Origin of the sequence: Pseudomonas syringae pv. cilantro (assembly GCF_001293775.1) — a bacterium.
GTDB lineage: Bacteria > Pseudomonadota > Gammaproteobacteria > Pseudomonadales > Pseudomonadaceae > Aquipseudomonas > Aquipseudomonas syringae_P.
Genome location: NZ_LGLN01000067.1, coordinates 229599 through 244149, shown reverse-complemented (window position 1 = coordinate 244149; position 14551 = coordinate 229599). Strand labels below are relative to the sequence as shown.

At 59.8% G+C, this 14551-nt stretch carries 11 protein-coding genes and 1 pseudogene; 4 read left to right on the top strand and 8 right to left on the bottom strand.

The window, feature by feature from the left end:
• Positions 1-131: 131 nt before the first annotated feature.
• The 6 genes and pseudogenes from ABJ99_RS18340 to ABJ99_RS18315 all read right to left on the bottom strand — a co-directional run bounded on the left by ABJ99_RS18340 (position 132) and on the right by ABJ99_RS18315 (position 4688).
• A complete protein-coding gene (locus ABJ99_RS18340) occupies positions 132-1208 on the bottom strand; it encodes a DUF1615 domain-containing protein (protein ID WP_054087029.1) in 1077 nt (358 codons plus the stop codon).
• 69 nt (positions 1209-1277) lie between these two features.
• A complete protein-coding gene (glsB, locus tag ABJ99_RS18335; protein WP_054087028.1) occupies positions 1278-2186 on the bottom strand; it encodes a glutaminase B in 909 nt (302 codons plus the stop codon).
• 70 nt (positions 2187-2256) lie between these two features.
• Positions 2257-2799, bottom strand: a pseudogene (locus tag ABJ99_RS18330) (class II aldolase/adducin family protein); the annotation flags it as partial.
• A 46-nt stretch (positions 2800-2845) separates the two neighbouring features.
• Positions 2846-3340 carry a copper chaperone PCu(A)C gene (locus tag ABJ99_RS18325; protein ID WP_162491538.1) on the bottom strand — a complete coding sequence of 165 codons (495 nt, stop codon included), beginning with the start codon at positions 3338-3340 and terminating at the stop codon, positions 2846-2848.
• Positions 3334-3939, bottom strand: a complete 606-nt coding sequence (locus tag ABJ99_RS18320; protein ID WP_054087027.1) for an SCO family protein — start codon at positions 3937-3939, stop codon at positions 3334-3336. Before ABJ99_RS18320 ends, ABJ99_RS18325 begins: the two co-directional genes overlap by 7 nt.
• Positions 3940-4130: 191 nt before the next feature.
• Complete coding sequence (locus ABJ99_RS18315) at positions 4131-4688, bottom strand: TetR/AcrR family transcriptional regulator (RefSeq protein WP_054087026.1); 558 nt, start codon at positions 4686-4688, stop codon at positions 4131-4133.
• Positions 4689-4868: 180 nt separating this feature from the next.
• Here ABJ99_RS18315 and ABJ99_RS18310 point away from each other — a divergent pair, with 180 nt between their 5' ends.
• Positions 4869-6029 (top strand): efflux RND transporter periplasmic adaptor subunit, encoded by a 1161-nt coding sequence (locus ABJ99_RS18310; protein ID WP_054087085.1) that lies wholly within the window; start codon positions 4869-4871, stop codon positions 6027-6029.
• A 33-nt stretch (positions 6030-6062) separates the two neighbouring features.
• Positions 6063-9209, top strand: coding sequence for an efflux RND transporter permease subunit (locus tag ABJ99_RS18305; protein ID WP_054087025.1), 3147 nt, complete (start codon positions 6063-6065; stop codon positions 9207-9209).
• Positions 9210-9244: 35 nt separating this feature from the next.
• Here ABJ99_RS18305 and ABJ99_RS18300 read toward each other — a convergent pair whose 3' ends face one another.
• Together ABJ99_RS18300 and sfnG are read right to left on the bottom strand one after the other, a co-directional pair.
• On the bottom strand, positions 9245-10819 hold the full coding sequence (locus ABJ99_RS18300) for a sensor domain-containing diguanylate cyclase (protein ID WP_054087024.1): 1575 nt from the start codon (positions 10817-10819) through the stop codon (positions 9245-9247).
• Between the two features lie 336 nt (positions 10820-11155).
• Positions 11156-12250: a dimethylsulfone monooxygenase SfnG gene (sfnG, locus tag ABJ99_RS18295; RefSeq protein ID WP_054087023.1), complete on the bottom strand. Its 1095-nt coding sequence runs from the start codon at positions 12248-12250 to the stop codon at positions 11156-11158.
• Positions 12251-12542: 292 nt separating this feature from the next.
• On the opposite strand from sfnG, the gene ABJ99_RS18290 reads away from it, so the two are divergent.
• Positions 12543-12878 (top strand): hypothetical protein, encoded by a 336-nt coding sequence (locus tag ABJ99_RS18290; RefSeq protein WP_054087022.1) that lies wholly within the window; start codon positions 12543-12545, stop codon positions 12876-12878.
• A gap of 201 nt (positions 12879-13079) precedes the next feature.
• Positions 13080-14117: an LLM class flavin-dependent oxidoreductase gene (locus tag ABJ99_RS18285; RefSeq protein WP_054087021.1), complete on the top strand. Its 1038-nt coding sequence runs from the start codon at positions 13080-13082 to the stop codon at positions 14115-14117.
• Positions 14118-14551 lie beyond the last annotated feature (434 nt).

Sequence of the window (14551 nt, the reverse complement as noted above, 5' to 3'; positions counted from 1 at the left end):
CAGTTGACTGTCGTGCCGATGCTCCGCGTCGATATGCAGTTCGTGACGCTCCGCGTCACACAGCGGTTCTGCGATGGCAATGATGGTGCATTCCGACGCTGAAGCGAGAGATGGCCAGCATCTGCGCTCACTCAAACACCCTTCGGCGCGCGCAGTACGCAGCGTTCGCGGCGGTCGTCCACGCGTTCGGCGAACCAGGCGGTGGTTAGGTTGCGGGTAATTTTCGGGCTTTTCAGGGTGATGCCGGGCAGGATGGCGCGTGGCAAGGGCTTGCCCGCTGCTTTGTCGGCCATCGCAAACACTTTGCGGTACAGATCGGTTTCCTCGAATTCCAGCGTATCGCCCTGCTTGAGCTGGTTCCATATCTGCGATTTGTTCATGCCCAACCGGTCAGCCAGCGTGCGCACGGCAAGTTCGGTGGCGCCGGGTGAGGTGGAGTCGAAACGGATCAGGTCGCCATCAAGTGCCAACTCGATGCCGGCCGCGCGGCTCACGGCTTGTTGAAACGCCGCATTGCGGCTGGCGTACCAACCGGCGTTGAAGTCGGCAAAGCGGTACAGCGACTGGGTATAACTCACCGGGTAGCCCAGCAAGTGGGCGATGCCGAAATACATGCCGCCGCGACGGGTAAACACTTCGCGTCGGATGGAGCCGTCAATCGGGTAGGGATAATCCTCGGCGTGCTTTTCGGCGAAGGCAATGGCAACCTGCATCGGCCCGCCGGTCTTGACCGGGTTGAAGTTGCCGAACAACACCTGGCCCAGAGGCACCATACCGATGAAGTCGTCGAAAATGGCGCTCAGGTCTTTCTCGGTGTGAGCCGAGTCGAGTCGCTTGCCATAGGTTTTGCCGTTTGGCGAACGCACTCGCAGCGCGGTGGCGATGAGCGCGTTGGGGATGTGCAGTCGCGCAGCACGCCGGTCGATTTCCGCGCGGGCGATCCGGCCCATGTTCGGCACTGCAGGGTCGACCTGAAAGGTGGATTCCTGCTCGGTCACGGCCAGCACCGAACAGATGTTTTCGGTGGTCAACGGAATTTTCTGCGCGGCAAACGCGGCATGAATATCGGTTGCCCACGCCTGCCGGTCACTGACATCGGCCGGCATCAGCCGCACGATCTGCGCGCGCGCCTGCTGCGGGCTCAGTTCAGGCTCTTCGAAGCGCTGGCTTGCACAACCTGCTAGCACCAGCAGCCCGATGCTCATCATGAGTGATCTGCACACCCTGCTATTCAATCCGTCACTCCTGATCATCTGCGCTCCAGAGCACTTCTCACTTCAAAAGACAGACCAGTCAATCCTCGCACTGAGTTTTTCCAGCGCAGCCATACCGACCAGAGAATTGCCGGCCGCGTTCAACTCCGGGGACCATACACATACCGAAAAACGCTCCGGAACGATAGCCACAATTCCGCCGCCTACCCCGCTCTTGCCGGGCAAACCGACACGATAGGCGAAGTTGCCGGCTTCGTCGTAAAGACCACTGGTGGCCATGATCGAATTGACCTGAGTCGTCTGGCGGGCGCTGAGAATCTGCTCGCCACTGTGGGCGCAAAAACCCTGATTGGCCAGAAAGCCGAAGGCACGCGCCAGATCGATGCAGCTCATGCTCAGTGCGCAATGGTGGAAATAGCTGCGCAGCACGTCTTCCACATCGCCATGGAAATTGTCGAAAGACTTCATCAGGTAGGCAGCCGCTGCGTTGCGAGAGCGATGCTGGTATTCGGATTCGGCGACTTTGGAATCGGAAGTGATGCCCGGGTTGTCGCACAGGCGCCTGACGAAATCGCGCATCGACAAAGAAGGTGCGGCAAAACGTGCCTGGTTGATGTCGCAAATCACCAGCGCGCCGGCATTGATGAACGGGTTGCGCGGCCTGCCCCGCTCGAACTCGAGCTGCACCAGCGAATTGAACGGCTGGCCGGAAGGCTCGTGACCGAGACGCTGCCAGATGTCCTCACCGGAATGGCCGATGGCCTGCACCAGGCTGAACACCTTGGAAATACTCTGGATGGAAAACAATGTTTCGGCATCCCCGGCACTGAACATCTGGCCGTCGTTGCCATAGACGGCGATGCCCAGTTGATCGGGCCTGACGCCGCCCAGCGCCGGAATGTAGTCGGCCACTTTGCCCTGACCGATCAAAGGCCTTACTTCATCGAGGATTTCGTTCAGCAGGTCTTGCATGTATGCGCCCCTAGTTTTGGGTGCGCACACTACACCAACCGTTGCTGCCTCGCATCACTGCATTGCAGACTCAGTCCCGGTAATCGGTGCCGCTGCGCTCCAGCTCGCGAATCAACGCATTCCAGTGCCGTGCGACACCCGGGCCGTGTCCGTCCTTGATGACTTTGGCCTGTTCCTCGACTTTGGCGATGACTTCCTGCGGAGGAAACACCAGCTCGGCATTGCCCGCTGATTGCGCGGCGATCTGGATATTGCAGGCATATTCAAGTGCGTGAAGTTACTGAAAGGCGTGCTCTACGCTCACGCCACCGGTCAGCAAGCCATGATTGCGCAGGATCATCACGCTCTTGTCGCCCGGGTCGGCGACCAGTCGTTCGCGCTCGCTCAGGTCCAGCGCGATGCCTTCGTAACCGTGGCAGGCCACACGCCCGGAGAAGGCAATGGAGTGCCGGGAAATAGGTAACAAGCCGTCTGTCTGTGCCGACACCGCGATGCCGTCGCGCGCGTGGGTATGCAACACCGCTTGCAGGTCGTGGCGCGCCGCGTGAATGGCGCTGTGGATCACGTACCCGGCGTAGTTGATACCCAGCCCGGTGGGGTCATCGACAAGCGTGCGGAACGATAATTTCAACTATCGTGCGACGCTCTGCGTCAATCCATCAATGAACGCTGTGGTCGCCATGCCCGGCGTGCTCGTCAGTGGTCAGCGATCTGGCCACGGCGGTGACCTGAATCGACTCTTTGACGCCCTGGGCATCTTCCACGGTCAGGGTCAGTGGCACTTTGTCGCCCTCTTTGACCTGCGCCGCCAGGCCCATGAACATGACGTGGTAGCCGTTGGCATCGAACACCACTGGCTTGCCCGCAGGCAGGTCGACAGCAGTAACGCGCTGCATGCTCATCACGTCGTCTTTCATGCTCATCTGGTGGATCTGCACAGTCTTGGCGACAGCCGATGTAACATCGATCAGCTTACTGTCGGTCGTTGAAGTGATGTGCATGAACGCACCAGTCGCTGACTGGCCCGGCACGGTAGCACGCACCCAGGCGTCATCGACTTTGGTGTCGGCCAGTGCCTGAGCGCTCATGCCCAACAGCGAAAGGGTCAAAAACAAAGGCTTTACGGCGTGACGAATCAGAACGGTCATCAGCATACTTCCATCAAGGTGAGCAGGTCTTCAGTGCATTGTTGCGCGGACAGCCGGTGCGACAGGCCCAGACGCAGGACGCCACGCGTGTCATAAACGTAACTGGTGGACGTGTGGGAGATCGTATAGGTGTCGCCCAGCGGGACTTTCTCGAAAAACACGCCGAACTCTTTGGCAGTGGCAGCCGTTTCTTCAAGGGTGCCAGACAGCGCGACGAAGGTTGGATCGAAGGCCTTGACGTAGGCGTCGATCACATCGGGCGTATCGCGCTCAGGGTCCAGGGTGATGAACACCACCTGCAGCGTCTTGCCCTCCTCGCCCATCAGCTTCCTGATCTGCGCAGCACGCGCCAGCGTCGTAGGGCAAATCGCCGGGCACTGGGTAAAGCCGAAGAAGATCATCGGCATAAGGCCGCGAAAACTCGACAGCGTCTTGACGTTGCCTTGCGAATCCTTGAGCCGAAAATTGCGGCCGACAATCTCGTTGCTCATGTCCTTGCCGTGCTTGAACGGCAGGGCATTGGAATTGCCACAGCCAGCCAGCAGACCAAGGCTCAGCAGGGAGAGGCCCGTGACCACCTCGCGGCGTGTCGGTTGGTACGTCATGTCTTACGTCCCCTGGAGGATTAGGCGCGTGGGTTCAGACAAATTCAAAGGCGGCGAATTTACCACTCGAGGGCGGTGGGGAATACTGACAATCCTGTATCAAGTCATGAGCAAGCGTCTAAACGTTGATCTAAAGGGGTGCCGGGCCGGGTGCGACAAAACAGCACGGGGCAGCTCGTGCAACGCCATTGTCACTTAACAGACGCCGCGCCTTGCATGAACATCTGCAGCAACACTGCACCCATTCCCGTGCGCGCAACCCGGCCGCGGCGTTCTGCGTCGACCAGGCCGAACAGCAGCGAAGCGAAGGTTTCGGTCAGCACCGGGGCGCTGATGTCGATGCGAAACAGGCCTTCGCGCTGGCCGCGCAGAAAGAACGCATCCAGTGCGTCGGAATACGGCAGCCAGCGCAAGCCGCCGCAGTTTTCATCCATGGTGTCCGGACGCCACTGGAAAACCAGAAAGACGAGCATTTCCCGATGGGTCAGGTGGTTGTCGACCAGACGCTGCAACGCCTCAAGCGGTGGCGCGTTCTGTAGGTCGGCGTCGGCAATCATCTTATTCATCAGCTCGGACGCGTGGATCAACAGCATTTCGATCAGGTTGGCGCGGGTGCCACAGAAGCGATTGAGCGTGGCTTTGCTCACGCCCGCCGCTTCGGCAATGTCCTTGAATGTCCCGTTGGAGTGGTCGACCAGCGCAACGGCCAGCGCTTTCAGGAATTTTTCGTCAGCAGCAGGTACGTCCATCAGGTGCGTCTTTACCTCGTCGTAGATTGGGTGCCGCGCATTGTGCAGAACGCCTGTTTATTCGCAAAGCATATACACAATTAGTCACGAAAGTCTCATATGAGCCAATATTGACTCATCGCTGTACAAAAGCGGATCATTCGCGCCTTTAGCGTCTGATGGGCTACGGCCGGGTGAATGATGAGTAATTTCAGCAATTGGCGTGTTCTGCCTGCGATAGCCCTGTTGGGCGCATTTGGCCTGGCCGGTTGCGAGCAGAAACCGCAGCAGGACCACGCGGCAACTGCGGCACCCAAAGAAGTGCAAGTGCTTGCGGTCAAAGCCGAATCATTCACCGTTGTCGACGAGTTGCCCGGCCGTATCGAGCCGGTGCGTGTCGCACAGGTGCGCGCCCGCGTGGCCGGCATCGTGCTGACGCGCAACTTCGAGGAAGGTGCAGACGTAAAAGCCGGCGCGGTGCTGTTCCAGATCGACCCGGCACCGTTCAAGGCGGCGTTGTCCAAGGCCCAGGGTGATCTGGCGCGCACCGAGGCCACGCTGTTTGAAACGCAGGCCACGGTCAAACGTTACGAGTCGCTGGTGGAAATCGAAGCGGTCAGCCGCCAGACGTTCGACACCGCCCGCTCTGCACTGCAAAACGCCGCCGCCGCCAGAAAATCAGCTCAGGCTGACGTGGAAACGGCCCGGCTGGACCTGGGCTATGCCACGGTCAGAGCGCCGATTTCAGGGCGCATCGGTCGCGCGATGGTCACCGAAGGCGCGCTGGTCGGTCAGGGCGAAACCACGCAGCTGGCGACCATTCAGCAACTGGACCCGGTCTATGCCGACTTCACCCAGCCAGCGGCCGAGGCGTTGCAGATGCGCGCGGCCATTCAGGACGGCCGACTGCCAAAGGGCGGTGAGGATGCCTTGTCGCTGAGCGTCGACGGCACCGATTACCAAAGCACCGGCACCCTTTTGTTTACCGACGTTGCCGTCGACCGGACCACCGGCCAGGTCTCGTTGCGCGCCCGCTTTGCCAACCCCAAAGGCGTGTTGCTGCCGGGCATGTATGTCCGTGTGCGCACGCCCCAGCGAGTCGACGCCAACGCCATTCTGGTGCCGCAACGGGCCGTGCAGCGTTCCAGTGATGGCGCAGCCCGCGTACTGCTGATCGGTCAGGACGGCGCAGTCGAAGCCCGTCCGGTCAAGACCGGCACCATGCAGGACGCGCGCTGGCAGATCACAGAGGGGCTGAAAGCAGGCGAACAGGTGATCGTCGGCAACATGACCGGGCTCAATCCAGGCGACAAGGTCATCGCCAAATCGCCAGTTGCCCAGCAGCAGACCAAGGCTCAATAACGCCGCCTTCAGCGCGATCGAGGATCACCGTCCATGTCCCTGTTCTTTATCAAGCGGCCCAACTTTGCCTGGGTGCTGGCCCTGTTCATTCTGCTGGCCGGGCTGATGGCCCTGCCCGCCTTGCCGGTGGCGCAATACCCGAACGTGGCGCCGCCGCAAATCACCATCACCGCCACCTACCCCGGCGCATCGGCCAAGGTGCTGGTGGATTCGGTGACCAGCGTCATCGAGGAAGAGCTCAACGGCGCCAAAGGGATGCTGTATTACGAGTCGACCAGCAACTCGACCGGCAGCGCCGAAATCAATGTCACCTTCGTGCCCGGCACCAACCCGGACATGGCCCAGGTCGAAGTGCAGAACCGCATCAAGAAAGCCGAAGCGCGCTTGCCGCAGACCGTGCTCAGCCAGGGTTTGCAAGTCGAGCAGGCCAGCTCCGGCTTCCTGATGATCTTCACCCTGAACTACAGCGGCGATTCGGCCAACAAGGACACGGTCGCCCTGGCCGATTACGCGGCACGTAACGTCAACAATGAAATCAGCCGGGTAAATGGCGTCGGCAGGCTGCAGTTCTTCGCCGCCGAAGCCGCCATGCGGGTCTGGATCGATCCGCAGAAGCTGGTCGGTTTCGGGCTGTCCATCGACGATGTCAACGCGGCGATTCGCGCCCAGAACGTACAGGTTCCTGCGGGCAGCTTCGGCAGCAGTCCGGGTACATCGTTACAAGAGTTGACTGCAACGCTGGCAGTCAAGGGCACCCTGGACAACCCGGAAGAATTCGGGCGCATCGTTTTGCGTGCCAATGAAGACGGTTCTGCGGTGCACCTTTCCGACGTGGCTCGGGTCGCCATTGGCAGTCAGGACTACAGTTTCGAATCACGCCTGGACGGCAAGCGCGCCGTGGCCGGTGCCGTTCAGCTGTCACCAGGTGCCAACGCGATCGAAACCGTGAAGGCAGTCAAGCAGCGTCTCACCGAGCTGTCGGTCAACTTCCCGGAAGGCGTCGAATTTTCGGTCCCGTATGACACCTCGCGGTTTGTCGACGTGGCCATCGACAAGGTAATCTACACCCTGATCGAAGCCATGGTTCTGGTATTCCTGGTGATGTACCTGTTCCTGCCGAACATCCGCTACACGCTGATCCCGACGATTGTGGTGCCGGTGTGTCTGGCCGGTACGCTGGCGATCATGTACCTGCTGGGGTTCTCGGTGAACATGATGACCATGTTCGGCATGGTGCTGGCCATCGGCATTCTTGTCGACGACGCGATTGTAGTGGTCGAGAACGTCGAGCGGATCATGGCCGAAGAAGGCCTCTCGCCGACCGCTGCAACGATCAAGGCGATGCAACAGGTGTCCGGGGCGATTTTCGGCATCACGCTGGTCCTGGCTGCGGTGTTTCTGCCGCTGGCCTTCATGGGTGGCTCGGTTGGTGTGATCTACCAGCAGTTTTCGCTGTCGCTGGCGGTGTCGATTCTGTTCTCGGGCTTACTGGCCCTGACCTTCACCCCGGCGCTGTGCGCGACCCTGCTCAAGCCGATCCCCGCCGGTCAGCACGAAAAGCGCGGTTTTTTCGGCGGGTTCAATCGTCTGTTCGGTCGCTTTACCGACCGTTACGAACGCGTCAGTTCCAGCATGATCAAGCGCGCCGGTCGCTACATGTTGCTGTACGTCGGCATCGTCGGTCTGCTGGGCTTTTTCTACCTGCGCTTGCCGGAGTCATTCGTGCCGGTCGAAGATCAGGGCTATCTGATCATCGACGTGCAATTGCCGCCCGGAGCGACGCGGGCGCGTACCGACGCTACTGCGCAGTTGCTGGAAAACTACATGCTGTCCCGCGAAGCCACGGGTGCCGTGACCATGCTGCTGGGGTTCAGCTTCTCCGGCATGGGCGAAAACGCCGGTCTGGCATTCCCGACCCTAAAAGACTGGTCAGTGCGTGGCGACGGACAATCCGCCGGTGAAGAAGCCGCTGCGTTCAATCAGCACTTTGCCGGTCTGAGCGACGGTACGGTCATGGCCGTCACGCCGCCCCCCATCGAGGGGTTGGGCACCTCGGGCGGTTTCGCGTTGCGCCTGCAGGACCGTGCAGGTCTGGGCCGCGAAGCGTTGCTGGCGGCGCGCAACGAGCTGCTGGGCAAAGCCAACGGCAATCCGAAAATCCTTTACGCGATGATGGAAGGCCTGGCCGAAGCGCCGCAGTTACGCCTGAATATCGACCGTGAAAAGGCGCGCGCGCTGGGCGTCAGCTTCGAGTCGATCAGCAGCGCCCTGTCCACCGCATTCGGCTCCTCGGTGATCAGCGACTTCGCCAATGCCGGGCGTCAGCAGCGGGTCGTGGTGCAGGCCGAACAAGGTGCGCGGATGACGCCGGAAAGCGTGCTCAAGCTGTATGTGCCCAACAGCAGCGGCACACTGGTGCCACTGAGCGCATTCGTTTCGACGCACTGGGAAGAAGGCCCGGTGCAGATCGCCCGCTACAACGGCTACCCCACGTTCCGCATCGCAGGCGACGCACCACCCGGGGTCAGTACCGGCGAGGCCATGGCCGAGATCGAACGCATTGTTTCCGAATTGCCTGCGGGCATCGGCTATGAGTGGACCGGCCTGTCGTATCAGGAAAAAGTCGCCAGCGGTCAGGCAGCCGGGCTGTTCGCACTCGCCCTGGTGGTGGTGTTTCTGTTGCTGGTCGCGCTGTACGAAAGCTGGGCGATCCCGCTGGTGGTGATGCTGATCGTCCCGGTGGGCGCGCTGGGTTCGGTGCTGGCGGTCACGGCGGTGGGCATGCCCAACGATGTGTATTTCAAAGTCGGGCTGATCACCATCATCGGGCTGGCCGCGAAAAACGCGATTCTCATCGTCGAATTCGCCAAGGAACTGTGGGATCAGGGCCATTCACTGCGTGATGCAGCGCTGCAGGCGGCAAGGCTGCGTTTCCGGCCGATTGTCATGACCTCGCTGGCGTTCATCCTCGGCGTCGTGCCGCTGACGCTGGCCACTGGCGCAGGCGCTGCCAGCCAGCGGGCTCTCGGCACCGGGGTGATCGGCGGCATGCTCAGCGCGACATTGCTGGGTGTGATTCTGGTGCCGATCTTCTTTGTCTGGGTGCTGTCGGTGCTGCGCCGCAAACCGCACAACGCGCAGCAAAATGCCGACGCAGAGCAACTGCCGGGCAAAGAATGAACGCCCGACCCGCGGGGTTCACGCCCCGCGGTCAATCACTTGGGCAATCCGGATTCCTGATCAGCCCTGGTCTTGACCTGAGTCCAGGCGGGCAGCGTGCCAATGGCGGTTTCTGATGCCACGTTGACCCGATTGCGGCCCTGAGACTTGGCGGCATACAGCGCCCGGTCGGCCAGTTCGATCAGGCCGCGCTGATCCTGCTGTCGATCCGTGCCGATAAAGGTCGCCACGCCGAGGCTCACCGTAACAATCCCGTAAGGACTGTCGGGATGCTGTATCTGCTCGTTCTGAATGAATTTCAAAATGCTTTCGGCCACCTGACGCGCGCTGGACTCGTCTGTATCGGGCAGCACCACCGCCATCTCCTCACCGCCATAACGGGCAGCCACATCACACGGCCTGCGAATGCACTGCTCGACCAGCCGGGCAAGGGTTACCAAACATTCGTCGCCAGCCAGATGACCGTAATGGTCGTTGTAGCGCTTGAAATGGTCGGCATCGATCAGAATCAACGACAGCATGCTGCGCTCGCGCCGGGCACGCTTGAATTCCACATCGAGAAATTGATCGAAGCGCCTGCGATTGGCCAGCCCGGTGAGCTTGTCTTCAGAGGCGATCAATTCCAGATGCTGGTTAAGCTGGATGAGCGCTGCCTGAGAATCCAGCAACTGGTCCTCGGCGCGTATGCGGCTGTGGATGTGCCTGATCAGCCGGACGCCCAGTCCGATCACCAGGCCCAGCAACAACAGCATGACCACCAGCGACTGACGGGTCTGCCCCAGCCAGGCCAGCATGGCTTCTTTCTGGCCGAGCGCGACGACGGTCACAATCGGGTACACATCGCTACGTTTGAACGCATAGAAACGCGCCACACCATCAATTCTGGAGACAAAATGCGCGGTGCCGGACGACTCGTTACGCCGGGTGGTGAAGACTGGCGTCGATGACAGATCACGGCCGATTTCAGCTTCCAGGTGGGGATACCTTGCGCGCAGATGCCCGGCTGGCGTGGTCAGACTGATCACACCGGTGTCTCCGACCTGAATACCCGAGTAGAACTTCAACAGATGTTTGATACCAATGGTCGCGACCATGATCCCGGCAAAACTCGAGTCGGGATTATTGAGACGCCGACTGACCGAGATCACCCACTCACCGGAGACGCGACTGCGAATCGTCGGGCCGATATACGTCGCCCGGCCGGGGTCCTCGAGGTGATGTTTGAAAAACTCACGCCCGGCGCTGTTGACGCCTACGGCTTTGGGATTGGTCGAAAAGATCGAAATGCCGTCCGCGTTAAACAGTGTGACCGTATCGATCTGCGGTAACGCGCCCATTTCACGGGCAATGACCCACCTGAGCCGCTCGATCTGCTCAGGCCCGACGCCGTCCTTTTCGACACGCTCGGTCAGGCCGATCAGCATCAACTCGCTCTGCTTGAAGATACCGTCGGTGTAAGTGCTCAGCGCCGCAGCCAGGTTCACTGTGCTGGTCTGGATGTTCTCCAGCGTGTTACGGCGCGCGGTCCATGCCTGCCAGACCATCAGCATCACCACGCAGGCGCACACTACGAAGATCAGCCATGACGCAAGCCGAAGGTCGCGTTTCAAAACCTTCCTCCACAACAATTGAGAACCAGTGTCTCTGGTTTTCTGAAAACCGGACCCGATTGCTCAGGGACCCTCGACACGCCTTTTTGCCATCCACTATCGCTTTAGGCAGGGCACACAGCCTTGCCTGAATGTCGAGCACCCAGCGGTATGGAAGAATGCACGCCAGATAGTGGCATTACAATGCCACTTATGAATGACAGTTGCTTGTTCGGGGCTCAACGTACGCGCGCAGAGGCACTCTGGATCACAGCGGCAGCTGATTTTCTGAATCGGGCCGTGAGCAGCAAGTGCCCACGGCGATCAAGGCAGGGATTGAGGACGTGTTATGGAGGGTCAGGCGACAGCGGGTTCGCGTTGGGCGGCGTTTTCCAGCTCACGGACCAGCGGCAACACCCGCTCGCCGAAATAAGCGACTTCTTCCTGAAAATGCAGGAACGCAGACAGCACCAGATCGACGCCGACTGACTTCAGCTCGACGATACGTTCGGCAATCTGCCGCGGTGTGCCGATCAGGTTGGTCTTGAAACCGTCGTTGTATTGCACGAGATCCTGAAAAGTCGATTTGGCCCAGTTACCCTCGCCTTCCGGGCTGGCTTTGCCGGCTTGCTTTGCTGCATCACCGAACGCGTTGACCGCTTCCGGGTCGGCCTTGTCGATGATCTCGGCCAGCACGGCGCGCGCTTCTTCCTCGGTATCCCGGGCAATGATGAACGCGTTGACACCCACTTTTACCGAATGGCCATTGGCAGCAGCCTTGGCGCGGATGTCATCGACCTGCGCCTTGATGCCTTCGACGGTATTGCCGTTGGTGAAGTACCAGTCCGACACTCGTGCCGCCATGTCGCGCGCAGCTCGCGAACTGCCGCCCTGAAAGATTTCCGGATGCGGGCGCTGAATCGGTTTGGGTTTGAGGGTGTAGTCGTGAAAGCGATAGAAATCGCCCTTGAACGTGAAGTTATCGGTGGTCCAGATGCCCTTGAGGGCGCGAATGAACTCTTCCGAGCGGCGATAACGCTCGTCGTGCTCCAGCCAGGGCTCGCCAATGGCCTGGAACTCGCCCTTGAACCAGCCGCTGACGATGTTGACCGCCACGCGCCCGGCGGTGAGCTGATCGATGGTTGCCAGTTGCTTGGCCGCTACGGACGGCGTCCACGGGCCCGGCAGAATCGCGGCAATGACCTTGAGCTTTTCGGTCGCGGCCAGCAAGGCGTGGCTGAACGCTACCGATTCATGCTGGTGTTCGGCACCGTAGCCCGCCGTGAAGCGGATCTGCGTCAGTGCGTATTCGAATCCGGACTGTTCGGCAATCTGCGCCAGCTTGCGGTTGTAATCGATCGTCCAGCTGGTGCGCTGTTCGATCTTGCTGACGACCAGTCCCCCGCTGACGTTCGGCACCCAGTACGCAAATTTGATGGACGGCTGACTCATATCAGTACTCCTCTGACGACGAAACTCCCGAGCGCAGGAATCGAACGGGTTTGCATTCTCGACAGAGCAGCAACCGTGCCATCCGGATAAAACCAGCACTATCAATCAGTTAGAAATCCTGCTCACCGCGTCAACTGTCTGCACGCTGGCAAGCTGTCGAGCCGCTGTTGCCGGGGCAACAGTCAGTAAAGGTAAACAGGCCGACGAAAGGCTGCCCATAGTGGCTATTCAGAAGCACTTGACTGGCGTAAATTCGGATCCAAAAAATCTGCATTCATCCGCAGGAGCACCGATGAAGCTTAATGCCTGTCTTTTGACCTTGTTGATTCCCACCCTGGCGGCACATGCCGAAGGGAAAACCATTCCGGTTCCGCAGGACCCTGCCGGCCAGCACGCCTTGCTGGAAAAAAGCGGCAGCGCAGAGTTGCGAGTGGTGGTGACCCGTCGGGAAGGTCTGATCGGTGTGATCTATTCCAAGCGCCTCTATAACTGTGAAAAACACATGGTGAATCTGGTCGGCACCGGTTCGACACTGGAGATCATGGAACAAGCCCATGCGGTCAGAGGCATGGCGCCGATCATTCAAGACTCCACCGATGATTACATTGGTTCCGAAGCCTGCAGCTGACCTGCCACCGCTACCTGACCCCTCCTTCAAAAAGCGCCCGCACCGGGCGCTTTTTCGTGACCGGCCATTGCCCGTTGCATCCTTTGCGGCCGTCTGCAAAAAAGACTTGCACCATCAATATTACGGTATACCATCAGACAGACAAAACCCGCACGCCGGTTCAACCTGCGCAAGCGCCACGATTTGAACGAGGTAAGTGTCATGAAGTTTTCATTGTTCGTGCACATGGAGCGTTGGGATGAAAGCGTCAGTCATCGCCAGCTTTTCGAAGACCTGACCGAACTGGCCCTGATGGCCGAGCAAGGCGGTTTCAGCACGGTTTGGATCGGCGAGCACCATGCGATGGAATACACCATCTCGCCCAGCCCGATGCCACTGCTCGCTTGGCTGGCCGCCAGAACTACACGTATTCATCTGGGCGCAGGCACGATCATCGCGCCGTTCTGGCACCCGCTGCGGGTAGCCGGTGAATGCGCACTGCTGGACGTGATCAGCAACGGGCGCATGGAGGTGGGTCTGGCGCGCGGTGCCTATCAAGTGGAGTTCGACCGGATGGCAGGCGGCATGCCGGCCTCTGAAGGCGGCAAGGCGCTGCGTGAGATGGTTCCGGTGATCCGCGCCTTGTGGCAAGGCGACTACGCGCATGATGGCGATATCTGGAAATTCCCCACGTCGACCTGCGTGCCCAAGCCGATCAACACCCCACCGATGTGGATTGCCGCACGCGACCCGGATTCGCATAACTTCGCGGTCCAGAACGGCTGCAACGTGATGGTCACGCCGTTGATGAAGGGCGACGAGGAAGTGGTCGATCTGAAGAACAAGTTCGAAGCCGCTCTGGTCAATAACCCTGAAGTGCCTCGCCCGCAATTGATGGTACTGCGCCACACGCATGTGCATGCGGCGGACAATCCTGAAGGCTGGAAAGTCGGTGCCAGCGCCATCGCGAAGTTCTACCGCACCTTCGACGCATGGTTCGGCAATAAGCAGGCGCCAGTTAACGGCTTTCTGGCGCCGAGCCCGGAGGAGAAGTTCAAGGATCGTCCGGAGTTCGAGCTGGAGAATATCCGCAAGAACACGATGATCGGCACCCCGGAAGAGATCATCCCGCGTATCCGTTATTACCAGGAGTTGGGGGTTGACGAGTTCAGTTTCTGGTGTGACAACAGTCTGCCGCACGCCGAGAAAAAGAAGTCGCTTGAGTTGTTTATCAAGCACGTGGTGCCGGCGTTTCGTTGAGTGTTGAGAGTGTCTGAGGGGTCCGGAAGATACCGCTTCTGCCCGGAGGGCGTGGGAGATTCAGGAGGTCACGACGGCTGCGATTGGCTGCGAAGCGGCCCTGAAAACGGTGACCTCGATTGTTTATCGTTATTACGCTCCGCGTGGTAATGCATTTCGTGACGCTCTGCGTCGCTCGGCGGTTTTTCTTTGTCAGTTGGATTGAGGTTTAACTATCGTGCCGATGCTACGCGTCGGCATGCCGTTCTGGACGCTCTGCGTCCTCTTTGTATTTGTGGCGCTCCGCGTCACACGGCGGNCCGTCACTTACGTCGCAATTTGCGTCGTCAGTGACATCGCGGTAAAAAAGCGCTTTTGTTTATGTGCAGTGACTATGAGCAAGTCATGACGTTACGCTGCGCCACAGAGTGTTACAAGCGTCATAACGGAGCACT